The organism is Streptomyces sp. NPDC008137, from assembly GCF_042957035.1.
Classification (GTDB): Bacteria; Actinomycetota; Actinomycetes; order Streptomycetales; family Streptomycetaceae; genus Streptomyces.
Map to the genome: position 1 here is coordinate 1 of NZ_JBIBHN010000029.1, position 22,080 is coordinate 22,080.

Annotated in this window: 19 protein-coding genes and 1 pseudogene; 7 read left to right on the top strand and 13 right to left on the bottom strand. The window is 72.7% G+C overall.

Annotated features, from left to right (window positions below):
* Both ACFZBT_RS32480 and ACFZBT_RS32485 read left to right on the top strand, forming a co-directional pair.
* Positions 1-237: pseudogene (locus ACFZBT_RS32480) on the top strand (hypothetical protein); the annotation flags it as partial.
* A 13-nt stretch (positions 238-250) separates the two neighbouring features.
* Positions 251-1,216 (top strand): EamA family transporter, encoded by a 966-nt coding sequence (locus tag ACFZBT_RS32485; RefSeq protein ID WP_391111458.1) that lies wholly within the window; start codon positions 251-253, stop codon positions 1,214-1,216.
* On the opposite strand, the gene ACFZBT_RS32490 is transcribed toward ACFZBT_RS32485, so the two are convergent.
* From ACFZBT_RS32490 to ACFZBT_RS32540, 11 genes are all read right to left on the bottom strand, one after another.
* On the bottom strand, positions 1,205-2,578 hold the full coding sequence (locus ACFZBT_RS32490) for an MFS transporter (RefSeq protein ID WP_391111230.1): 1,374 nt from the start codon (positions 2,576-2,578) through the stop codon (positions 1,205-1,207). The two genes, ACFZBT_RS32485 and ACFZBT_RS32490, sit on opposite strands and share 12 nt — an antisense overlap.
* Before the next feature lie 200 nt (positions 2,579-2,778).
* The gene (locus tag ACFZBT_RS32495) at positions 2,779-3,861 is read right to left on the bottom strand and encodes a zinc-binding dehydrogenase (protein WP_391111233.1); all 1,083 of its coding nucleotides are present in this window, start codon (positions 3,859-3,861) and stop codon (positions 2,779-2,781) included.
* A gap of 22 nt (positions 3,862-3,883) precedes the next feature.
* On the bottom strand, positions 3,884-5,272 hold the full coding sequence (locus ACFZBT_RS32500; protein WP_391111234.1) for an aldehyde dehydrogenase family protein: 1,389 nt from the start codon (positions 5,270-5,272) through the stop codon (positions 3,884-3,886).
* 119 nt (positions 5,273-5,391) lie between these two features.
* Complete coding sequence (locus ACFZBT_RS32505; RefSeq protein ID WP_391111237.1) at positions 5,392-6,720, bottom strand: ATP-binding cassette domain-containing protein; 1,329 nt, start codon at positions 6,718-6,720, stop codon at positions 5,392-5,394.
* A 183-nt stretch (positions 6,721-6,903) separates the two neighbouring features.
* The gene (locus ACFZBT_RS32510) at positions 6,904-8,409 is read right to left on the bottom strand and encodes a class F sortase (protein ID WP_391111240.1); all 1,506 of its coding nucleotides are present in this window, start codon (positions 8,407-8,409) and stop codon (positions 6,904-6,906) included.
* On the bottom strand, positions 8,396-8,977 hold the full coding sequence (locus ACFZBT_RS32515; RefSeq protein ID WP_391111242.1) for a hypothetical protein: 582 nt from the start codon (positions 8,975-8,977) through the stop codon (positions 8,396-8,398). The genes ACFZBT_RS32510 and ACFZBT_RS32515 overlap by 14 nt, the downstream gene beginning before the upstream one ends.
* A 93-nt stretch (positions 8,978-9,070) precedes the next feature.
* Positions 9,071-10,336, bottom strand: coding sequence for an MFS transporter (locus ACFZBT_RS32520; RefSeq protein WP_391111244.1), 1,266 nt, complete (start codon positions 10,334-10,336; stop codon positions 9,071-9,073).
* A gap of 56 nt (positions 10,337-10,392) precedes the next feature.
* Complete coding sequence (locus ACFZBT_RS32525) at positions 10,393-11,835, bottom strand: citrate:proton symporter (RefSeq protein WP_391111247.1); 1,443 nt, start codon at positions 11,833-11,835, stop codon at positions 10,393-10,395.
* 135 nt (positions 11,836-11,970) lie between these two features.
* Positions 11,971-14,214 (bottom strand): molybdopterin-dependent oxidoreductase, encoded by a 2,244-nt coding sequence (locus ACFZBT_RS32530; RefSeq protein WP_391111250.1) that lies wholly within the window; start codon positions 14,212-14,214, stop codon positions 11,971-11,973.
* Positions 14,215-14,339: 125 nt separating this feature from the next.
* Positions 14,340-14,957, bottom strand: coding sequence for a TetR family transcriptional regulator (locus ACFZBT_RS32535; RefSeq protein WP_391111253.1), 618 nt, complete (start codon positions 14,955-14,957; stop codon positions 14,340-14,342).
* Complete coding sequence (locus ACFZBT_RS32540; protein WP_391111255.1) at positions 14,954-15,565, bottom strand: hypothetical protein; 612 nt, start codon at positions 15,563-15,565, stop codon at positions 14,954-14,956. The genes ACFZBT_RS32535 and ACFZBT_RS32540 overlap by 4 nt, the downstream gene beginning before the upstream one ends.
* Positions 15,566-15,719: 154 nt before the next feature.
* On the opposite strand from ACFZBT_RS32540, the gene hmgA reads away from it, so the two are divergent.
* Genes hmgA through ACFZBT_RS32555 form a run of 3 tightly spaced genes read left to right on the top strand, consistent with a single transcriptional unit; the run spans position 15,720 to position 18,993 of the window.
* Positions 15,720-17,036 (top strand): homogentisate 1,2-dioxygenase, encoded by a 1,317-nt coding sequence (gene hmgA, locus ACFZBT_RS32545; protein ID WP_391111258.1) that lies wholly within the window; start codon positions 15,720-15,722, stop codon positions 17,034-17,036.
* A 26-nt stretch (positions 17,037-17,062) separates the two neighbouring features.
* Positions 17,063-17,812, top strand: a complete 750-nt coding sequence (locus ACFZBT_RS32550; RefSeq protein ID WP_391111261.1) for a UTRA domain-containing protein — start codon at positions 17,063-17,065, stop codon at positions 17,810-17,812.
* 26 nt (positions 17,813-17,838) lie between these two features.
* A complete protein-coding gene (locus tag ACFZBT_RS32555) occupies positions 17,839-18,993 on the top strand; it encodes a type ISP restriction/modification enzyme (protein ID WP_391111264.1) in 1,155 nt (384 codons plus the stop codon).
* Here the strand turns inward: ACFZBT_RS32555 and ACFZBT_RS32560 are convergent.
* Complete coding sequence (locus ACFZBT_RS32560) at positions 18,990-19,709, bottom strand: TetR/AcrR family transcriptional regulator C-terminal domain-containing protein (protein WP_391111267.1); 720 nt, start codon at positions 19,707-19,709, stop codon at positions 18,990-18,992. The genes ACFZBT_RS32555 and ACFZBT_RS32560 overlap by 4 nt on opposite strands.
* A gap of 63 nt (positions 19,710-19,772) precedes the next feature.
* Between ACFZBT_RS32560 and ACFZBT_RS32565 the strand changes: the two genes are divergently transcribed.
* Positions 19,773-20,729: an ATP-binding cassette domain-containing protein gene (locus ACFZBT_RS32565; protein ID WP_391111270.1), complete on the top strand. Its 957-nt coding sequence runs from the start codon at positions 19,773-19,775 to the stop codon at positions 20,727-20,729.
* Complete coding sequence (locus ACFZBT_RS32570; RefSeq protein WP_391111272.1) at positions 20,726-21,508, top strand: ABC transporter permease; 783 nt, start codon at positions 20,726-20,728, stop codon at positions 21,506-21,508. Before ACFZBT_RS32565 ends, ACFZBT_RS32570 begins: the two co-directional genes overlap by 4 nt.
* A gap of 183 nt (positions 21,509-21,691) precedes the next feature.
* On the opposite strand, the gene ACFZBT_RS32575 is transcribed toward ACFZBT_RS32570, so the two are convergent.
* A complete protein-coding gene (locus ACFZBT_RS32575; protein WP_184562045.1) occupies positions 21,692-21,958 on the bottom strand; it encodes a hypothetical protein in 267 nt (88 codons plus the stop codon).
* Positions 21,959-22,080: the final 122 nt, after the last annotated feature.

Below are 22,080 nucleotides of genomic sequence, written 5' to 3' on the forward strand. Positions count from 1 at the left end.
CCGCCCACCGCACCACCTGGCACCGTCCACCGCACCACCTCACCCCGCCCACCGCACCACCTCGCCCGCCCACCGCACCACCTCGCCCCGCCCACCGCACCACCTCACCCCGCCCACCGCACCACCTCACCCCGCCCACCGCACCACCTCGCCCCGGGCCCGATCCACACCGCCATCCCGGTCCGCCCCAGCCCATCGTCCGAAATCCGCGAGCGTCCGCTCCGGTCCCGCCCCTAGCCTCTGGAGCATGATGAACACCTCCCCGTCCCGCCCCGTCCGCCGGGAGGAGCTGCTGGCCGCCGCGGCGGCCGCGGTCACCGTCGTGCTGTGGGCATCCGCCTTCGTCTCGATCCGCAGTGCGGGTGACGCGTACTCGCCGGGCGCGCTGGCGCTCGGGCGGCTGCTGGCCGGGTCGCTGACGCTGGGCCTGATCTGCCTGCTGCGGCGGGAGGGGGTGCCGCCCCGCTCGGCCTGGCGCGGGATCGCGATATCGGGGCTGCTGTGGTTCGGCTTCTACATGGTCGCCCTCAACTGGGGCGAGCAGCAGGTCGACGCGGGCACGGCCGCCCTGGTCGTGAACACCGGCCCGATCCTGATCGCGCTGCTCGGTGCCCGGCTGCTCGGGGACCCGATGCCGCCGCGGCTGCTGGCGGGGATGGCGGTGTCGTTCGCCGGTGCGGTGACGGTGGGTCTCTCGATGTCGGGCGAGGGCGGATCCTCCGTGCTCGGGGTGGCGCTGTGCCTGCTGGCGGCGGTCGCGTACGCCGGTGGTGTCGTGGCGCAGAAGCCGGCGCTGGGCACGGCGAGCCCCTTGCAGGTGACGACGTTCGGGTGCCTGGTCGGCGCGGTGCTGTGTCTGCCGTTCGCCGGGCAGCTCGTCCGGGAGGCCGCCGACGCCCCGGCCTCCGCGACGCTCAACATGGTCTACCTGGGCATCTTCCCGACCGCCCTCGCCTTCACGACGTGGGCGTACGCCCTGTCCCGGACGACCGCGAGCCGGATGGGCGCGACGACGTACGCGGCGCCCGCGCTGGTCGTCCTGATGTCCTGGCTGTTTCTCGGCGAGGTGCCGGGGCTGCTCACCTTGGTCGGCGGTGTGCTGTGCCTGGCGGGTGTCGCGGTGTCCCGGTCGCGGTCACGGGCGGCAGCTCGGGGCGGGGCTCCGGGAGCGGCTCCGGAGCCCCGGCCCGAGGAGGCCGCGGACTCAGCCCGCTGACTCGGCCTCCGCCGCCGACTCGGTCGCGGGTTCGGCCGCCGATTCGGCCGAACGCGCCCGGTCCGCGAGGACCTTGATCGAGACCAGTGCGATCACCGAGAGCACGATGATGTAGCCGGAGACGGCCATCGAGGTGCCCGTCGCCTCCAGCAGCAGCACCATGACGAAGGGCGCGAGCCCACCGCCGGCGACGGCCGCGATCTGGTAGCCGAGGGAGGCGCCGGTGTAGCGCATCTCGGGCGTGAACAGCTCGGCGAACAGGGCGGCCTGGGGGCCGTACATGATGCTCAGGAAGCAGCTGGCGACGAACGTGCCGACCGCGAGCCACAGCAGCGAGCCGGTGTCGATCAGCAGGAAGAGCGGTACGGCCCACAGCGCGATGCCGACCGCGCCGAGGGCGTAGATCCGGATGCGGCCGACACGGTCGGAGAGCGCGGCGGCGGCCGGGATCAGCACGAGCTGGGTGAGGCTGACGCAGAGCGAGACGGTGAGCACCGCGCTCTTCTTCATGTCCAGCTCGCGGGTCGTGTAGTCGAGGACGCCGGTGATCAGGATGTAGAAGGTCGCGGTGTTGACGGCGAAGGAACCACCGGCGAGGAGCACCGTGCCGAGGTGGCCGCGCAGGATCGTGCGCAGCGGCGAGCTCTGCTCGGTCTTCTCCTTCTCCGCGAGGGCGCGTTCGGCCTCCCGGAACGCGGGGGTCTCCTCGACCTTGGTGTGGATGTACCAGGCGAGTCCGAGGACCAGCAGGCCGACCAGGAACGGCACGCGCCATCCCCAGGCGGCGAACGCCGAGTCGGTGGTGAGGGCGCCGGCGGCCAGGAAGACCGTGTTGGCGGTCACCACGCCGATCGGGACGCCGAGTTGGACGAAGCTGCCGTAGACGCCGCGCTTGCCCTCCGGGGCGTACTCGGTGGCCAGGAGCATCGCGCCGCCCCACTGGGCGCCGACGGCGACGCCCTGGGCGACGCGGAGCAGGACCAGCAGGATCGGGGCCGCGACGCCGATCGTTTCGTAGGTCGGCAGCAGGCCGATGCCGGTGGTGGCCACGCCCATCAGGGTGAGCGCGAGGACCAGCATCGGCTTGCGGCCGCGCTTGTCGCCGAGGTGGCCGGCGACGATGCCGCCGATGGGGCGGGCGAGGAAGCCGACGGCGAAGGTGGCGAACGAGGCCAGGACGCCGGCGGTGGGGCTGCCCGCGGGGAAGTAGAGATCGCCGAGGACGAGCGCGGCGGCGATGCCGAAGACGAAGTAGTCGTACCACTCGACGGCGGAGGCGAGCGCTGCCGCGGTGGCGACCCGGCGGCGGTTGCCGGCGGCCGGGGTGGTGGTGGCGGGCTGAGCGGAAGGTGCCGTGTCCATGCGGTGCACGCTCCGGTGGGTGCGGGGACGGAACGGGGGGTGGCTCGGGTTCCGGGAACGTACTGACCGGACGGTATGGACGTCAACGGGTCGCGCACCAGGACTTTTACCTGTACTTGGCACCGACCGCGCGTGCGGGCACGCCTGAGGCCCCGGCCTCGCGCGGAGGCCGGGGTGGCGAGGGTGCCGGGAGAGCCGGGCTAGAAGACGACCAGCGCCCGGCCGCCCTTGCCCGCCAGCATGTTCTCGAACGCGGCCGGGATGCCCTCCAGGGAGATCCGCTCCGTCACCAGCGCGCCCAGGTCGAGGCGGCCCGCGCGGATGTGTTCGGCGAGCACCGGGAGGTCCTCGGCCGGGTTGGAATTGCCGTAGACGCAGCCGGAGAGGGTGCGGCCCCAGTGGAAGATCTCCAGGGCGTTGAAGGTGACCTGCTGGTCCTTGCCGCCGATGCCGACGACCGTGGTGCGGCCGCCGCGGCGGGTGGAGTCCCAGGCCGTGCGGATGCTGACGGCCCGCCCGGCGCACTCGACGGCCACGTCGACGCCCTGCTTGCCGGTGAGGCCGCGGATCTCGCGGGCGGTCGTGTCGGAGGCGACGAGGTAGTCGTCGGCTCCGGCCGCCCGGGCCAGTTCCTCCTTCTCGGCGGAGACGTCGACCGCCACGATCTTCGAGGCGCCCGCGATACGCGCTGCCTGGAGCGCGGCGAGGCCCACTCCCCCGACGCCGAACACCGCGACCGTCTCGCCGGGCCGGACCTGGGCCGAGTGGTGGACGGCGCCGTAGCCGGTGAGGACCGCGCAGCCGAGGAGGGCCGCGTCGGTGAGCGGGACGCCCTCGGGCACCGGCAGGACACAGGCGGCGGACACGACCGTCTCCTCCGCGAACGCGGCGACGTTCAGGCCGGGGTGGAGGTCGGCGCCCTCGGCGGTACGGGCATAGACGTCACCGGCGCCCTTCAGGGCGTTGGCGCACAGCCAGACCTCGCCGAGCGAGCAGGCGTGGCAGGCGCCGCAGGACGGGGCCCAGTTGAGGACGACCCCGTCGCCGGGCGCGACATGGGTGACGCCCTCGCCGACGGCGACGACCGTACCGGCGCCCTCGTGGCCGAGGACGGCGGGGACGGGCACGCGCATGGTCCCGTCGGACAGGGACAGGTCGGAGTGGCAGACCCCGGCGGCGGCTAGCCGGACGCGGACCTGTCCGGGTCCGGGGTCCGGCAGGTCGATGCCGGTGATCTCCAGCGGGGAGCCGACGGCGGGCAGAACGGCGGCGCGGACAGCCATGACGGAAGGGACTCCCCTGGTTCTAGAACTGGAGGGACTTGGTCTGGAGGTACTCGGCCAGGCCGTGCACGCCGAGTTCACGGCCCACGCCCGACTGCTTGTACCCGCCGAAGGGCGCGAGGGGGTTGAAGCGGCCGCCGTTGATGTCGACCTGGCCGGTCTCCATCCGGCGCGCGAAGGCCACGGCCTCGGCCTCGTCCCCGGCCCAGACGGCGCCGGCCAGGCCGTAGACCGTGCCGTTGGCGATGCGCAGGGCGTCCTCCTCGTCGTCGTAGGGGAGGATCGACAGGACCGGGCCGAAGATCTCCTCCTGGGCGATGGTCATGTCCGGGGTGACGTCGGCGAAGACGGTCGGGCTGACGAAGTACCCGGTCTCGCGCGGGGATTCGGGGCCGCCGGCGACCAGGCGGGCGCCTTCCGTGACGCCCTTCTCGATGTAGCCGCGCACCCGCGCCCGCTGCTTGGCGTTGACGACCGGGCCGATGCGATCGCCGTACTTGGCGGCGGCCTCGGTGGCGAGTTCCACCGCCTCGTCGTACTGGTCACGGTGGACGAGCATGCGCGTCCAGGCGCTGCAGGTCTGCCCGGAGTTGGACATGACGTTGGCGACCCCGACGTTGACCGCCTTGGCCAGGTCGGCGGTGGGGAGGATGACGTTGGCGGACTTGCCGCCGAGTTCGAGGGCGACCTTCTTGACCTGCCCGGCGGCGATCGCGGCGATCTGCCGGCCGACGGCGGTGGAGCCGGTGAAGGAGACCAGGTCGACACCGGGGTGTTCGGCGAGGGCCTGTCCGGCGACCGGGCCGAGGCCGGTGACCAGGTTGAAGACGCCCGCCGGGAGACCGGCCTCGTGCACCGCTTCGGCGAACAGGCGAGCGACCAGCGGGGTGTCCTCGGCGGGCTTCACGACGATCGTGCAGCCCGCAGCGAGGGCCGGGGCGACCTTGGCGACGATCTGGTGCAGGGGGTAGTTCCAGGGCGTGATCGCGGCTACGACACCGACGGGCTCGTGGTGCACGACCGAGTTGCCGGTCTTCTCCTCGAAGGCGTACGTCGCCGCCAGCTCGGCGTAGGAGCCCGCGACCGCGATCGGCACGCCCGCGTGGACGGCCTGCGAGAACTTCAGGGGCGAGCCGAGTTCGGCCGTGACCGTCTCGGCGATCTCGTCGGCGCGGGCCGCGAGCACGTCCCGGAGGGCGGCCAGGCGCGCGGCGCGCTCGGCGGGCGGGGTCGCGGCCCACTCCGCGAGGGCGGCGCGGGCGGCCCGTACGGCGGTGTCGACGTCCTCGGCGGTGCCCGCGGGGACCGTGCCGATGACCTGCTCGTCGACCGGGTTCACGACCTCGATCACGTCCTGGCCGGCGGCCGGGCGCCAGGCGCCCCCGATGTACATGCCGTCGTGTGCCTTCATCGCGCTTCCTCCGGGGGCGGGGCGTCGTCGTCCGGTCTTCCGGAACATAAACTAGCGACGATAGTTTTCCGGCGCCAGACGTCTTGGTCACGGGTGCCCGGGTGAGGGTGTGCGGCTGCTCACCTTTCCAGGTCGGGCAGGCGCGCCGGGTGCGGGCAGACGCGGTCGCCGTTCTGGTCGAAGACGAAGAGGTGGGCGAGGTCGACGAGGAGCGGCACCTGCATGCCGTGGCGGAGGGCCAGGTCCGGGGTGGTGCGGACGATGAGGTCCCCGGGCAGGCGGGGTTCGGCGGGGGCGGCCGCCTCGGGGTGGTCCAGGGCGACCACGGGTCCGGCCCGCCCGGCTCCGGACCGCTCCCGCAGCCGGGTGAGCACCGAGCCCTCGCGGCGGCGCGGCCGGGCGGGGCGGCCGGGGCGGGGACGCGGGGCCTCCAGGTCGGGGACGACGGCGGGGCTGGAGCCGGTGTCGAAGTGGACGAGGATCTCGTGCCCCTGGAACTCCACGTGTTCGACCAGGCCGGTGATCGGCACCTCGCCGGGCCGTGCCGAGGAGTGCTTGGCGATCCGGACGGCTTCCGAGCGCAGGCCGACGATGACCTCGCGGCCCTGCTGGACCCGCAGCAACTGGTGGTCCAGGGAGAGCGGTTCGGGCAGGCGCAGGAACTGCTTGCCCAGGCTGATGGTCATCGCGCCGTCCAGCGGGGCACGCACCAGGCCGCGCAGGAGGTTGATGCGCGGGGTGCCGATGAACGCGGCGACGAAGACATTGCTGGGCAGCGCGTACACCACGCGCGGGCTGTCGGCCTGCTGGAGCACGCCGCCGCGCAGTACGGCGACCCGGTCGCCGAGCGACATGGCCTCGGCCTGGTCGTGGGTGACGTAGACCGTGGTGACGCCCAGCTCCCCGGTGAGCTGGGATATCTCGGCGCGCAGATGGGTGCGGAGCTTGGCGTCGAGGTTGGACAGCGGCTCGTCCATCAGGAACGCGGAGGGGTGGCGGGCGATGGCCCGGCCCATGGCCACACGCTGGCGTTCGCCGCCCGAGAGCTGGCGGGGCAGGCGGTCGAGGAGGTCCTCGATGCCCAGCATGCGGGCGGTGGCGTCCACGCGGGGGCGGGGGTCCGTGCCCGGGGCCTCGATACGCAGCGGGAAGCCGATGTTGGCCCGGCTGGTCATGTTCGGGTAGAGGGCGAAGTTCTGGAAGACCATCGCCATGTCCCGGCCGGACGGCGGCAGGTCGTTGGCGTACTCGCCGTCGAGCAGCAGCTCGCCCTCGTCGATCTCCTCCAGCCCGGCGATCATTCTGAGCACGGTCGACTTGCCGCAGCCGGACGGGCCGAGCAGCACGAGGAACTCGCCCGGGGTGATGTCCAGCGACAGCCGGTCCACCACGCGGGAGCCGCGCGTGTAGGCCTTGCTCACGTCGTGCAGGGAGATGGCGCGTGTCATGAGATGCCCCCGAGGGGTCTTCAGGGCGCTGGTGCTCCGCGGACCGGAGGCCCCGCTCGGGTCGTACGGGGCTGTGGGTCACGGAAGTTAACGGAATGTGTGCGGCCGAGGGAAGACACCGGGCGGGATCGGGGGCTTCGGTCCATCTGGTGAGAAGGCGGACGGCCCGATTCGGCCAGGGCGTCACCGGACGGCGGTGAGGTGGGCGAAGACCACGACGTTCCCGGAGTAGCCCTTCCTGCGGTCGTAGGCGCCGCCGCAGGTGATCAGGCGCAGCTCGGGCCGGCCCCGGGCGCCGTACACCTCCTGGCTCGGGAACCGCGCCTTCTCGTACGACTTGATCGCGTCGACCGTGTAGACGGCGATCCGCCCGTCGGCGCGGCGGGCCTCGACGACCCGGCCGCGCTTCAGCTGCGTCAGCCCCGCGAAGACGGCGGGACCGCGGTCCGTGTCGAGATGCCCGACGGCGACGGCGATGCCCTGCTCTCCGGGCGAGGCGCCGTGCCGGTACCAGCCGACCAGTTTCGGGTTGTCCTCCGGGGGCGCGGTGAGACGGCGTTCGCGGTCGAGGCCCAGGGGCATGATCGGGGCGTCGACACGGAGGTAGGGGATGAGGAGGCGGGTGGCCGGGGAGGGGGGCAGGGGGCCGGGGGCGGTGGGCCGCCGGGTGCGGGCGGGGGGTCGGGTGCGGGCCGGGCCGGGGGTGCCGGCTGTGGGGCGCGGGGGCGGTGGGGTTCGGCTGCCTGTGGGGGGCTTGGAGGTGTGGGGGCCGGAACCTTGGGGCGGGGCCGTACGGGACGCGGATGCCTGGGGCGTGCCGGTGCCGGGGCCTGTAGCGGCGGTTCGGGAGGGGCCGGGCCGGGCGGACGGGGAGCCTGATGAGTTTCCCGGGAGGGTGGAGGGCGCGGCGGAGCGGCCGGGCGGGGTGGCGGCGGCGTCGCCCGAAGGGGCCGGGACCGTACCGGAGGTACTTGTCAGGGCCGCCGCGGCGGCGCCGGCTGAGCCGCTCGGGAGGGCCGTGACCGTTCCGCCGGGCACGTCGCCCGGGTCCCAGCAGACACCGAGCAGCAGCAACGAGAAGGCCACGGCGATCGTCCGCGCCAGCCGGTAGGCACGCGTCCGGTACCAGGGCCTGCGAGACCGCCGGGGCCAGGCCTCCGGGCCTCTGCCCCCGGCCCCACGGCGGCCTCCGGGCCGACCGGGCACACCGGGCACACCGGGCCGACCGGGCCGATCGAGACTCCTGGGCTCACCGCGAGCCCCGACCCCGCGCCGAACCACCGGCTCGGCACCCGACCTGCCCCCTCCCCCACCCCTGGGCCGACCCGCCCCGATGGCGGCGCAACCAGCCCCACCTCGCGGAGCGCCCGGGACGCCGACGACCCCGGTCCCTCGGCGACTCACCGGAGCGGCGGCGTATCCGGACCCGCCCCCACGCCGGGACACCGAGGCGGCCGCGAACTCTTCCCCGGCCCCGCGCCGCCCCACGGCGCCGGAACCGGAACCGGAATTGCCTCCAGGCCGCCCCACCGCATCGGAACCGGTCCCGCCCCCACGCCGACCCCCCGGGACAGCTCCGGATTCACCCCCACCCCGACCCACCGAACCCGCACCACCGCCCGCCCCGGACTCGCGCCGCCCCACAGGAGGAGCGGCGCGATACGCGGATGGTGTCCTACGCCGCGCCATCAGGGCGGCGGCGGAGGCGGAACCAGACCGCTCCGGCGACGGCGGCCAGGCCGACGGCGGCGGCTCCGGCGACCGGGGTGAAGGCCTCGGCACGGGCGATGCCGCCACCGCCCGCCGGCGCCCCGCCGTTCGGGGTGATGGTGGCCTTGGAGTCCGGGCAGGCGACCTGGAACACCTTGAACTTGCCCGCGCCGTGGGCCCGGTCGGTGAGCCATGTCAGCTTGTACTGCCCGTTGGGCAGGTCGATGAGCGGGCTGCGGCCCGCACCGGCCGCGTTGAGGGTGACCGAGCCGCTCTTGGCCGGCACCTCCGGCAGGGCCTGGATGGTCCAGTTGACCGTCTCGCCCGCCTCGAAGTCGAACGCGGCGAGGTAGAAGTCGCAGACCTTCGAATCGTTGCGGCGATCAGTGGCGGCCGTCTCGGTCGCGTGGATCTTGACGTCCCCGTTGTCCCCCGGAGCGGCGACAGCGGGCACCCCGCTCAGGGTGGTCCCGGCGAGGGTGAGAGCGGCGAGGACGGCGGTGCGGGTGCCGGCACGGCGCGCGAGGGGTACGACGGGCATGAACATGCCTCCAAGTCAGATGATTTTCATACAAACACCTCGTCACCTGACTATCTGCCACATGTCACCCGGAAACGCCGGAGCAGCGCCCACGACGCGTCAGATGTCGCTCTTCCGGCCCAACGGCAACCCGTCCCGCCGGGGTTCGGGGTCGTCGTCCGCTTCCCCTGCTTCCCCTGCTTCCGCCGCCTCGTCCGGCTCGCGCGGCGTCCGCACCGCGACCCCCGCGGACGCCAGCAACAGCACCCCGAGCATCACGAACGGCGCCGCCACCCCCGCGACCCCGGCGATCAGCCCGGCCGCGGCGGGCGCGGCGACCTGGCCGAGCCGGTTGCCGGTCAGACGGAGGGCGAGAGCCGTGGAGCGGGCCTCTTCGGGTGCCGCCTGGACGACCGTCGTCATGGACAGCGGCTGCCCGACGCCCAGGCAGAAGCCGAGCAGGACGAGCAGCAGCCCGAGCGCCCACACCGGCACCGGCAGGGCGATCCCCCCGCAAAGCAGGGCCGCCAGAAGGCACGTCACGGTGAGCAGCATGGTCCGGCCGAGCAGCCGCAGCAGGGGCGTCAGCACCAGGCGGCAGGCGATGGTCGCCGCCGCGCGCAGACTGAGCAGGACGCCGATCACGGACGGCGCGATGCCCCGGTGCTCGCCGACCACCGGGAGGTACGCGGTGAGGATGTCGGTCGCGGACAGCACGGCGAGGCTGATGAGGATGCCGGCGGGCACGCCCCGGGTGCGCAGGATGCTCCGGACCGGGACCCGGTCGCCCTTGTCCGCGCGGGACGTGCCCGCCGTACGGCGGTGCTCGATGCGCCACAGCGAGGTGAACGCGACCGCGCCGACCCCGCCCGCCACGACCAGGGCGAGCGCGCTGGTGCGGACCATGTCCTCGCCGCCGATCAGCGCGCCCGCCGCGATGGGGCCGACCAGCTGGCCGAGGGCGGCGCCGATGGTGAAGTGGCCGAAGTTGCGGTCCTGTTCGTGCGGCGCGGACTGGCGGGCGACGAGGGACTGGGAGCCGATGACGAAGCAGAGGTGACCGAGGCCCATCACCCCGCTCCACAGGGCCATCGTCCCCAGGGAGCCGGCGACGCCGCTCAGTGCGCAGCCGCCGGAGATGAGGACCACGCCGAAGGGCAGGAGGGGTGCGCAGCGGCCGTGGTCGGTACGGCGGCCCAGGGGGACGGCGGCGAACAGCGGAAGCAGCGCGTACACACCGGCGATCACACCGACGGCGCGTTCGTCCGCGCCCAGCGCGAGGGCCCGGTAGGAGACGGCGGGCCGGGCCATCGACACCGCCGCCTGGGCGAAGCCGAAGGCGATGACGAGGCGGAGCAGCCAGCCGCGGTTCCCACCGGGCCTCACAATGTCCTCCAACGGGGATCGAACAACATCAGTCCGGCGACCTCAGCCGAGCAGGGTCAGATGATTCCGAAGAGGATGCCCGCCCCGAGGATGACCAGGCAGGTGAGGGCGGCCCACTTCACCACGAACTTGGTGTGGTCGCCGAACTCCACCTTGGCCATGCCGACCAGGACGTAGACGGCCGGGACCAACGGGCTCGACATGTGCAGGGGCTGGCCGACCAGCGAGGCGCGGGCCATTTCCACCGGGGAGACGCCGTGCGCGGCACCGGCCTCGGCGAGGACGGGCAGGACACCGAAGTAGAAGCCGTCGTTCGACATGAAGTACGTCAGCGGCAGGCTCAGCACACCGGTGACGAGGGCCATGTGCGGGCCCATGCTGCCGGGGATGACGTCCACCATCCACTTGGCCATGTTGTCGACCATGCCGGTGCCCTGGAGGACGCCGGTGAAGACGGCGGCGGCGAAGACCATGCCGGACACGTTCAGGACATTGTCGGCGTGCGCGGCCAGGCGGGCCTTCTGGTCGGGGATGTGCGGGAAGTTCACGGTGAGGACCAGCGCGGCACCGATCAGGAACAGCACCGGGATCGGCAGCCACTCCATGATCATGGCGGTGAGCAGGGCGACCGTGAGCAGCGCGTTGAACCAGTAGAGCTTGGGGCGCAGGGTGGCCCGGTTCGGGTCGAGGCCCTGGAGGCGGTCGTCCTCGGCGTCGTCCTCGGCGTCGGTGCCACCGCCGGAACCCGCGCCCGCGCCGGCACCAGCGCCGGCACCCGCGCCGCCGCCCTTGCGCATGTCGGCCTTGCCGTCGCCCGGGCCACCGGCCCCGACGAGGACCGTCTCGGTCTCCTTCTCCTCCTCCAGCACCTCGTCCAGCGTCAGCACGCCGAGCCGCCGGCGCTCACGGACACCGAGCACGTAGGAGAGGCCGAAGACGAAGAGCAGCCCCACCAGGAGCGCCGGGATCATCGGGACGAAGATCTCGCTGGCGTCGAGCTTGAGCGCGGTCGCGGCGCGGGCGGTCGGGCCGCCCCAGGGGAGGGTGTTCATCACGCCGTTGGCCATGGCGGCGACACCGGTCATCACGACGAGGCTCATCTTCAGGCGCTTGTACAGCGGGTACATCGCCGAGACGGTGATCATGAAGGTGGTGGAGCCGTCGCCGTCCAGCGAGACGATCGCCGCGAGCAGGGCGGTGCCGACGACGATGCGCATCGGGTCCGCTTTACAGAATTTGAGGATTCCGCGGACGATCGGGTCGAAGAGACCGACGTCGATCATCACGCCGAAGTAGACGATCGCGAACATGAGCATCGCCGCGGTGGGGGCGAGGTCGGTCACGCCGTCGAGGACGTAGTCGCCGAGCTTGGCGCCCTTGCCGACGAACACGCAGAAGAGAGCGGGAATCAGCACGAGCGCCGCGATCGGCGACATCTTCTTCATCATGATCAGGACCAGGAAGGTCGCGATCATGGCGAAGCCGAGGATTGTCAGCATGAGTGGGTACCTAACGTTCGCCCTTGAACATTCCACCAGGGCCGGCGGTTCCCGAGACGTTAGGTCCCGCAAAGCAGCGTTAACAAGACGTTGACGTGCGAGCAATAAGCGCAAAACTGCTGGTCACAGCTTTGCTCAGGTCAGGGGCATGAGCTTTTCGGCCGCCGGGGCGCATTCGACGGGCACTCCGTTGAGGACCGCGTTGCCCGACAGCGGGTCGAGCAGCCGGCCGTCGAGGATCTGGTTGACGTTGACGCCGGGGTCGGTAGAGGCGTGGCTGAGGCGGGTGCCGGGCCGGTCGTGGCCCCAGCCGTGCGGGAGGCTCACCACACCCCTGCGGACGGCGTCCGTGACCTCGGCGGGCGCGGTGACCTCTCCCCCGGCGCCCTTCACCCGCACCGGCGCCCCGTCCGTCACGCCCAGCCGTTCGGCGTCCTCGGGGTGGATGTGCAGGGTGCAGCGGTTGGAGCCGCCGGTCAGGGCGGGCACGTTGTGCATCCAGCTGTTGTTGGAGCGCAGATGACGGCGGCCGACCAGGACGAGCCCGTCGGGCCGTTCGGCCAGGGCCGCGCGCAGCCGGGGCAGGTCGCCCGCGATCGGCCCCGGCAGCAGCTCCACCAGGCCGCTGCGGGTCTTCAGCGGCTGCGGGAGCCGGGACCGCAGCGGGCCGAGGTCGATGCCGTGCGGATGCGCGAGCAGCTTCTCCAGGCAGAGCCCGTCCGGTCGTACGCCGAAGCCGTCGCCGTAGGGGCCGAGGCGTAGCATCATGTCCAGCCGTCGTTCGGGGCCGGTGTCGCCGGTGAGCTGCGCGGCGAGCTCGCGGGGATCGCGGCCGTGTACCGGCGAGTGGGGTTCCGTGACCGCCTTGCCGAGGGTCTGGTCGATGACCATCCGGTCGACGGCGGCGGGGTCGGCTCCGTGCATGCCCGTCGCGGCGAGGATCAGCCGGGCCAGGATCTCCGTCTCCGCCATGCGGCCGGGTTCCAGCGGGACCGCGGGGCGGGTGTAGCGGACCTGGTTGCGTACGGCGAGGGTGTTGAAGGCGAAGTCGTGGTGCGGGCTCTGGGAGGGCGGGGGCGGGGGCAGCACCACGTGGGCGTGGCGCGAGGTCTCGTTGAGGTAGGGGTCGACGCTGACCATGAAGTCGAGCGAGTCGAGCGCCTTGTCGAGCCGGTCGCCGTCGGGCGCGGACAGTACGGGGTTGGCGGCGACGGCGATCAGCGCGCGGACCGGCTCGCCCTCCTCGGTGGCGGTGTCGATCTCCTCGGCGAGGGCCGACAGGGGCAGCTCGCCCTTCGCCTCGGGGTGCCGGCTCACCCGGGAGAGCCAGCGCCCGAGGGCGAAACCGCGGCCGGGTCCGGCGGGGCGCGGGGTCTTGTCGGTGGCGGCCTGCGGGAAGAGCGCGCCGCCCGGCCGGTCGAGGTTGCCGGTGAGGATGTTCAGGACGTCGACGAGCCAGCTGGCCAGGGTGCCGTGCGGGACGGTGCAGCTGCCGATGCGGCCGTAGACGGCGGCGGTGGGGGCGGCGGCCAGCTCGCGGGCGAGGGTGCGGATGACGCCGGCCTCGACGTCACAGGCCTCCGCGACCGCCTCGGGTGTGAACTCCTGCAGCTCCCCGGCCAGTTCCTCGATGCCCTCGACGTGCGGGGTCGGGTCGACGAGACCCTCGTCGTAGAGCACCTGCGCCATCGCCGCGAGCAGCAGCGCGTCGGCGCCGGGCCGGACGGCGATGTGCCGGTCGGCGAGTTTCGCGGTGCGGGTGCGCCGCGGGTCGATCACGACGAGGGTGCCGCCCCGGGCCTTGAGCGCCTTGAGCTTGCCCGGGAAGTCGGGGGCGGTGCACAGACTGCCGTTGGACTCCAGCGGGTTGGCACCGATCAGGAGCAGATGGTCGGTGTGGTCGAGGTCGGGCACGGGGATGGCGTTCGCGTCGCCGAAGAGCAGTCCGCTGGAGACGTGCTTGGGCATCTGGTCGACCGTGGACGCGGTGAAGACGCTGCGGGTGCCGAGCCCGGCGAGCAGCAGCGTCGGATAGAGGGCGCCGGCCATGGTGTGCACGTTGGGGTTGCCGAGGACGACGCCGACGGAGTTCGGGCCGTACCGCTCGACGACCGGCCGGATACCGGCGGCGACGGCGTCGAAGGCCTCCTCCCAGGTGGCCTCGCGCAGCTCGCCGTCCCTGCGCACCAGCGGGGTGCGCAGCCGGTCGGGGTCGGAGTCGACGGCTCCGAAGGACGCGCCCTTGGGGCAGACGAACCCCTCGCTGAACACGTCGTCGCGGTCACCTCGGGCCCGGGTGACGCGCGTCCCCTCGATGGTGAGGGTCAGGCCGCAGGTGGCCTCGCACAGGGGACAGATACGCAGGGCGGTGCGGGACACGGGTCCTCCCGGGGGCGGCGGCTTCGGTGACGCGCGAACGCGCCGAGCATACCGACCGGTATGCATGGAGGGGAGTCCCTGACGGCATCGGATCGCGGGAGGGGCCCTGACCTCCGTGCACCGGGTCAGTCGAGCACCCGGGACAGATACGCCCGGAGCATCTCCCGCATCTCCTCGATGATCTTCGGGTCCCCCTCCGGCGCGACCCGGAAGGCCAGGTGCACGAGCGTGTCGGCGGTCTCCACGGCGATGAGGAACACCCGGCGCAGCTCCTCGTCGGGCTCGCGGTCGAGGTAGCCGGAGAGGAGTTCGCCGAGGAGGTCGGCGACACGGTGGTTGGGTTCGCTGCGGCGGGCGCCGACCGGGATCTGGTTGCCGAAGTCGACGAGGGAGAAGCCGGGCGCGGTGCGCTTCATCTCCAGGTACTCGTCGAGCACGGCGTCCATGGCCACGCGCCAGTCCCCGCCGCCCGTCTCCCGCAGGCGCTCGGTGACGCGGGCGGAGTACCGCTCGAGGTTGCGCTGGGCCAGCGCGTCGGCCATCTGGCGCTTGTTGCCGAAGAAGCGGTAGACCGAGCCGATGGGGACGCCGGCCCGCTGGGCGACGGCGCGGGTGCTCAGGTCGTCGTAGCCGACCTCGTCGAGGAGGTCGGCGCAGGCGTCGAGGATCCTGGTCAGGCGTTCGGCGCTGCGCCGCTGGACGGGCGCACGACGGAGCGATGTCGCGTGAGGCACGGGCTTCATGATGCCTTTCCGGCGCGGTCCGGTGAACCTCGCCCCCTGGTCCGGGACCGGTTGTCCGTCGAGTGCGTCCGCGCTTCCCCCGGTGCGCTCACGCTCGGCGTCGCACCCGGGACGGGGTCCGACGCGGTGATGTCGGCCGTGCTCTCCACGGGCCTGCCGTCCACCGCCCAGGCGGTGCCGTCGTCGGCGTAGAGGCGGGCCGTGACGTGGTGCGTGCCGCGCGGCACGAGGTGGGCGGCCAGCCGGTACTCCGTGGTGCGGAGCCGGGTGACGAGGCGGCCGTCCACATAGAGGTGCGCGAGTCCGCGCCCGGCCACCGCCTCCCCCTCCGCCCCCGCCCGCGAGAAGCGGAACTTGCGGACGGCCAGCCGGACGTCCCAGCCGCCACCCGCGTCGGGCTGCACCTCGATGCCGACGTCCGGCGCGTCCCGCCGCGCCATCTGACGGAAGGGCCGCCCCTCGGAGTCCCGGTCCTCCAGGAGCGTGCCCACGGGCGTGGGCGAGGCCCCGCTCGCCCGCTCCCGCGCCTCCTCGGAGGCACAGCCGGCGGCTCCGGCCAGCAGGACGCAGACCGCGAGCAGGGTGCGAGGTCCACGTGTCCACGTCATGTCCGTGAGCGTAGAGCGCGCGCCCGGCCGGGCGGATCGTCCTCAAGTCGGGTTCGGGTCATCCGTCGAGAGGAGGGTGCGTGTCCCTCTTGCGCCGGGGAAAACGCAATCCTACGGTGTTCCATAGGAATCGGACGGCAAGGGAGCAGCGATCGTGGGCACGGACGTGCGGAAGACCGCCGAAGGGCTGACCTATCTCTCCGGATTCGGCAACGAGCACAGCTCCGAGGCCGTCCCGGGCGCGCTGCCCGAGGGCCGCAACTCGCCCCAGCGGGCCCCGCTCGGGCTGTACGCGGAGCAGCTGAGCGGTACGGCCTTCACCGAGCCGCGCTCCCACAACCGCCGCTCGTGGCTGTACCGGATCCGCCCGTCGGCCGCGCACCCGGCGTTCACCCGGACCCACAACGGCTCGGTCCGCACCGCTCCCTTCACCCAGACCGTGCCCGACCCGAACCGGCTGCGCTGGAACCCCCTTCCCGACCCGGCCCCCGAGACCGACTTCCTGGCCGGACTGTGGACGCTGGGCGGCAACGGCGACGCCACCCAGCGCACCGGCGTCGCCGTGCACCTCTACGCCGCCAACGTCTCGATGGAGCGGGTGTTCAGCGACGCCGACGGCGAGCTGCTGATCGTCCCGGAGCGCGGCGGGCTGCTGCTGCGCACGGAGTTCGGCCTGCTCCATGTGGAACCGGGCCATGTCGCGCTCGTCCCGCGTGGGGTCCGCTTCCGTGCGGAGCTGCTGGATGGATCCGCCCGCGGCTATGTGTGCGAGAACTACGGCGCACCCTTCCGCCTCCCCGACCTGGGCCCGATCGGCGCGAACGGCCTCGCCAACCCCCGGGACTTCCGCGCCCCGGTCGCCGCGTACGAGGACGTCGAGGGCCCGGTGGAGGTGGTGAACAAGTTCTGCGGCAACCTCTGGACGGCCACCTACGACCACTCCCCGCTGGATGTCGTCGCCTGGCACGGCAACCATGTGCCGTACGTCTACGACCTCCGCCGTTTCAACGCGCTCGGCACCATCACCTACGACCACCCGGACCCGTCGATCTTCACTGTGCTGACGTCTCCGTCGGACACCCCGGGCCTGGCCGGGGTCGACTTCGTGGTGTTCGCGCCGCGCTGGCTGGTGGGCGAGGACACCTTCCGGCCGCCGTACTTCCACCGGAACGTGATGAGCGAGTACATGGGCCTGATCGAGGGCGCCTACGACGCGAAAGCGGAGGGCTTCGTGCCGGGCGGCGGTTCGCTGCACAACATGATGTCGGCGCACGGCCCGGACCGGGAGACCTTCGAGCGGGCGAGCGCCGCCGAGCTGAGGCCGCAGAAGATCGACGACGGTCTGGCGTTCATGTTCGAGACCCGCTGGCCGCTGACCCTCACCCCGCACGCGGCCCGGGCGGAACACCTCCAAGAGCGTTACGACGACGTCTGGCAGGGCCTGGAGCGCCACTTCCGTCCCTTGCACTGAACACCCCCGACCGGTACGGATGGCCCGTGACCTCCTTCGCCCCGGACTCGATCGTCCTGAACCGCAAGCTGCCGCTCTGGTACCAGGTGTCGCAGTCTCTGCGCGCCTCGATCCTCGGCCGCTCGCCGCAGGACCCGCTGCGCCTGCCCACCGAGGAACAGCTGGCCGGGCACTACGGCGTGAGCGTGCTGACCATGCGGCAGGCACTGAAGGAACTGGAGGACGAGGGGCTGATCACCCGCCACCGCCGGCGGGGCACCTTCATCGAGCCGCACGCGCGCCGGGGTTCCCCGGTCCGGCTGCTCGGCTCGGTGGACGCGATCGTGGCCCAGCAGTCCGGCATGACGACCGAACTGCTCGACCACGGCACGATCCCCGTGCCGGGCGAACTCGCCGAGTTCTTCGGGGAGGTGCGGGAGGTCTCGACGTACCACCGGCTGCGGAGCGACGAGAAGACGGGTGAGCCGACGAATCACGCCCGCAACTACGTCCGTCCCGAACTGGCCGCGCGGATCGACCTGGACGACCTCCTCCGATGGCCCATGACCAAGGTGCTGCGAGACGTCGTCGGGGTGGACATCAGCCGCATCACGGACACGGTGGAGGCCCGGCTCGCCGACCCCGAGACGGCGAAGCTGCTCCAAGTGCCGCTGCTCAGCCCGATCCTGCACTACACGGGCATCACCTATGACACCGACGGCCGGCCGCTGGACGTGGCCGTCATCCAGTACCGGGGCGACCGGTTCTCCTTCACGGTGACCCTGGACGCCAACTGACCCGCGTGTCGGAGCCACACCGTACGATGCCCTGCGTGACGCACGACGACGCTCCGCCGCTGGCGGACCTCATGCCGTGGTCCGTCGCAGCGCCGCGGCTCGGCCGGGGCTGGCCGGCGGCCCCCGACGCCGCGTCCCTGAAGGCCCGCTGGGACGCCTTGGTGAAGGCCGGGGGACCCGACCGCGAAACCCTGTTCGAGCCGACCCGCTCGCGCACGCTGCACTCGGCGGTGGGTCAGCTGCCCGGCCGGACGGGCGGCACGGAGAAGCTGCTCCGCGCCTCGGGCCCGTGCCCCGAGCCGGTGCGCGTGCTGCGCGCGCCCTTCGACGAGCAGTGGCTGATCCCCGACCAGCGGCTGATCGACGCGGCCCGTCCCGAGCTGTGGCGGGTGGCGGACGAACGGCAGGTCTTCGTGGTGGAGGTGCCCGAGGCCCTCGCACCTCCCCTCCTCGTCACCTCACTGCTCCCGCTGCTCCGCCCCGGCCGCGTCCGCCCGCTGTTCCGCCGGCCGGGCGGGCGGGAACCCAACCTGGCCCCCGGCCTCCTGGAGCACCTGGGCGCCCGCCTGGGCGACGCCCCCGCCCCACTGGACGTCCTGGCCTGGATCACGGCCACGGCGCGCCCTGACCTCACCGTCCCCCTCACCGGTGACGCGGACGCGTGGGCACAGGGCCTGGAGCTGGGCCACCGCCTGCTGTGGCTGATGCGCCGCGACGGCGAGCGCCCGAAGCTCCCCGGCGGCCGCCGCCCCTACGTCCGCGCCCCGTTGCCCTCCCGGCCCCTGACCCTGGACTACGACAGGGACGAGGAGACCCTGCTGCTGGGCGAGGGCCGCGTCTCCCCGGTGCCGCCGGAGGCCTGGGACTTCGAGTCGGGCGGGGTCCGCGTCCTGGAGGAGTGGTTCGCCGCGCGGGTCACCGAGGGCGAGCCGGGCACCCTCGCGGCGATCCGCCCCGCGACCTGGTCGCAGACCTGGACGTCTGAGCTGCTCGAACTGATCACGGTCCTCGCCCTGCTGGCCGAACTGCGCCCCCTGGAGGACCTGACGGTCCCCGACCCGGTCACGACGGCCGAACTCCGCGAGGCGGGCGTCCTCCCGGTGCCGGCCGCGGTCCGCCGGCCTGCCTCCGTGCTGGACGGCCCCGAGGAGGGCCCGGAGGGCCAGCTCGCGCTGCTCTAGCCGGACCGCCGGGGGTCGTAGGCGTCCAGGACGCGTTCGAGCGCCCGCCTGAACACCGCCTCCAGATCGATCGGCCCGCTCTGCTCCATGAAGGCCGCCGCCAGTCGCGGATAGGCGCCGGTGGCCACCTGGCTGCCCAGGTAGGCGATCCGCACCGCGTTCTCCTCCTCCTCGGACCACGGCATGGAGCGGGTGCGCTCGGCGGTCGCGATCTCGTTCGCGGTGTACGTCGTCACCACGCCGTTGAGCAGCGCGATCAGCTCCGTCTTCGTGCCGGCCGGAGCGTCGAGCGGTTCGAGACAGGCCAGACAGTGTTCCAGGTATCGCAGGGTGTTGGGGCTGAAGCCGTACACGCCCGACATCAGGCGCGGCACCCAGGTATGGCGGCACATGATGGCCCGCGTGTCCTCCGCGTTGCGGAGCATGTCGGCGCGCCAGTCGCCCGTGGGTTCGAACATCTCGTGCTCGGCGCCGACGGCGTCCACCATCAGCTCGTACAGGTCCTCCTTTCGCGGGACGTAGTTGTACAGCGACATCGTGCCGCAGCCCAACTCCGCGGCGACATGCCGCATGGACACCCCGTCGAGCCCCTCCGCGTCGGCGATCCGCACCGCCGCGGCGGCGATGCCGGCGCGGGTGAACGCCGGTTTCGGCCCACGGCCGGTGCGCTCGGGGCGCGCCCAGATCACTTCGGGTACGGCCGCTCGGCCCGCCATCGATCATCACCTCGGCCACCATCCTAGTTACGTACACCGTACGTAGTGCGCTATGGTCAAGCCATGACTTCTACGTACGCTGTACTTAGTGAAGGTCTCGAGAAGCGGTTCGGGGAGGTCCATGCCGTGCGCGGACTGGACCTCGCGGTGGCCGAGGGCACGGTGTGCGGGGTCCTCGGGCCGAACGGGGCGGGCAAGACCACGGCAGTGCGGCTGCTGACCACGCTGCTGCGGCCGGACGCCGGTTCCGCGCGGGTCGCCGGGCACGACCTCGTCCGAGAGGCCGCCGCCGTACGGAGCCGGATCGCTGTCACCGGGCAGGACACCTCGATCGACGGGGACCTGACCGGACGCCAGAACCTGAAGCTGTTCGGCCGGCTGCACCGGGTGCGCGGTCCGGCCGCCCGGACCGCGGAACTCCTCGACCGCTTCGGTCTGACGGAGGCCGCCGACCGGCCCGCGTCCACCTACTCGGGCGGCATGCGCCGCCGCCTGGACCTGGCGGCGAGCCTGATCCGCCGCCCCGACGTGCTGTTCCTGGACGAGCCGACGACCGGCCTCGACCCGGTCAGCCGCAACCTCATCTGGGACGCGGTGCGCGATCTGACCGCCGAGGGCACGACCGTGCTCCTCACCACCCAGTACCTGGAGGAGGCCGACCGACTCGCCGACGACATCGCCCTGGTGGACCGCGGCCGGGTCGCGCACACCGGGTCGCCGGCGCAGCTCAAGGCGCTCGTCGGGGCGCACGCCGAGGTCGTCGTGACGGATGCGGACGTACTGGTGAGGGCGGCGGGCGTGCTCGACCGGCTCACGGGCGCTCAGCCGTCGTTCGACCACGAGCGCAACGCCGTGGGCGCGGTCAGCAAGGACCCGACCCTCACCCTCCCGCTGCTGGTGCGCGCCCTGGACACCGCGGGCGTACCCCTGCTCGACGTGAGCCTGCGGCCACCGACCCTGGACGACGTGTTCCTGCGCCTGACCGAGACCACCACAGAGGAAAGGAAGGCTGCCGCATGAGCATGCTGGCGTACGACGGGACCGCGATGCTGGGACGCCAGTTGCTGCGGATGCGGAACAACCCGGGACTGCTGATCCTCACCCAGACGATGCCGGTCAGCATGCTGCTGTTCTTCGGCTATGTGTTCGGCAGCGCGCTGGCGATGCCGGGCGAGGCGTACCGGTCGTTCCTCGTACCGGGCCTGCTGGTGGCGACCGCCGCGGGCGGCATCATGACCGGTATGTTCCAGGCCGCCCAGGACACGCACCGGGGTGTGACGGACCGCTTCCGGACGCTGCCGATGAGCCGGGCGGCCGTACCGCTGGGGCAGGCCACGGCGGACGTGGTGCTCACGGCCGTCGGGACGGTGCCGTTCCTGCTGGTGGGGCTCGCGGTGGGCTGGCGGGTCGAGGGCGGTCCGCTCGAAGCGGCGGGGGCCGTCGGGCTGTTGCTGCTGTTCCGCTTCGCGTGCACCTGGGCCGGGATCTACCTCGGCCTGCTCACCCGGAACGAGGAGGCGGCCGGTCAGCTGGGCGGGGCGACCTTCCTGCTGCCGCTGCTGTCCAGTGCGTACATCCCGACGACGGGTCTGCCGGGGTGGCTGCGGACGGTCGCCGAGTGGAATCCGATCAGCGCGGTGGCGACGGCCCTGCGGGATCTGTTCGGGAACGCTCCGGTGCCCGGCGGAGCGGCCTGGCCGGTGGCCCATCCCGTCGCGGGGTCGCTCCTGTGGTGCGCCGTGCTGCTCGGGATCTTCGTGCCGCTGGCCGTGCGTCAGTACGCGCGCGGGGAGCGGTGAACGGGCGGCCGGGAGTACGGAGCCGGACGACGCCCCCGGTCACTGCCGGGCGGGGATGAGGCACCGACGGGGGGATGAGCCGCGCTCGGGAACACACCTGGCGTTGCTGCGTGCCGTGGGGATGACGGACGACGAGTGCGCAGCGTGACGCCGGGGGCGGTGTGACCGCCCGAGCGCGGGCCCCTACCTGCCGCCGAAGAGCGAGCGGCGCAGGCGGCGCAGCGGTGCGAAGAGCGAGACGCGGCGTACGCGCGCTCCCCTGCCACTGCGGTCGTGCGGCTGGCGCGCGGTCAGTTCACGCATCAGCGAGGTCGCCTCGACCGTCTCCCGCTGCGGGACGGCGGGACCGCCCAGCACCGACAGATGGCGGTCGAGGCGCGAACTGGTCGCGCTGCTCCCGCAGGTGATCGCAGGGACCCTCGCCCTGCTGCGCACTGTTATCTGTTCCATGTCACTCCCCACCCGTACGAGTCCACCCGGCCCGGGCAGGTTAACCCTATCGCCCCGCCCGGGCACTCGTGTATCGCGGTCACAGGATTCACCTTCCCCATAAGGGGGTTGACGATGTATCT

Excerpts from the sequence above, each read along its gene's own strand:
- ACFZBT_RS32485 (WP_391111458.1), top strand. The coding sequence starts at position 251 with ATGAACACCTCCCCGTCCCGCCCCGTCCGCCGGGAGGAGCTGCTGGCC.
- ACFZBT_RS32555 (WP_391111264.1), top strand. The coding sequence starts at position 17,839 with ATGCCCTGCGTGACGCACGACGACGCTCCGCCGCTGGCGGACCTCATG.
- ACFZBT_RS32500 (WP_391111234.1), bottom strand. The coding sequence starts at position 5,272 with ATGAAGGCACACGACGGCATGTACATCGGGGGCGCCTGGCGCCCGGCC.
- ACFZBT_RS32525 (WP_391111247.1), bottom strand. The coding sequence starts at position 11,835 with ATGCTGACAATCCTCGGCTTCGCCATGATCGCGACCTTCCTGGTCCTG.
- ACFZBT_RS32515 (WP_391111242.1), bottom strand. The coding sequence starts at position 8,977 with ATGTTCATGCCCGTCGTACCCCTCGCGCGCCGTGCCGGCACCCGCACC.
- ACFZBT_RS32535 (WP_391111253.1), bottom strand. The coding sequence starts at position 14,957 with ATGAAGCCCGTGCCTCACGCGACATCGCTCCGTCGTGCGCCCGTCCAG.
- ACFZBT_RS32570 (WP_391111272.1), top strand. The coding sequence starts at position 20,726 with ATGAGCATGCTGGCGTACGACGGGACCGCGATGCTGGGACGCCAGTTG.
- ACFZBT_RS32505 (WP_391111237.1), bottom strand. The coding sequence starts at position 6,720 with ATGACACGCGCCATCTCCCTGCACGACGTGAGCAAGGCCTACACGCGC.
- ACFZBT_RS32510 (WP_391111240.1), bottom strand. The coding sequence starts at position 8,409 with ATGGCGCGGCGTAGGACACCATCCGCGTATCGCGCCGCTCCTCCTGTG.
- ACFZBT_RS32490 (WP_391111230.1), bottom strand. The coding sequence starts at position 2,578 with ATGGACACGGCACCTTCCGCTCAGCCCGCCACCACCACCCCGGCCGCC.
- ACFZBT_RS32565 (WP_391111270.1), top strand. The coding sequence starts at position 19,773 with ATGACTTCTACGTACGCTGTACTTAGTGAAGGTCTCGAGAAGCGGTTC.
- ACFZBT_RS32560 (WP_391111267.1), bottom strand. The coding sequence starts at position 19,709 with ATGGCGGGCCGAGCGGCCGTACCCGAAGTGATCTGGGCGCGCCCCGAG.
- ACFZBT_RS32540 (WP_391111255.1), bottom strand. The coding sequence starts at position 15,565 with ATGACGTGGACACGTGGACCTCGCACCCTGCTCGCGGTCTGCGTCCTG.
- ACFZBT_RS32495 (WP_391111233.1), bottom strand. The coding sequence starts at position 3,861 with ATGGCTGTCCGCGCCGCCGTTCTGCCCGCCGTCGGCTCCCCGCTGGAG.
- ACFZBT_RS32575 (WP_184562045.1), bottom strand. The coding sequence starts at position 21,958 with ATGGAACAGATAACAGTGCGCAGCAGGGCGAGGGTCCCTGCGATCACC.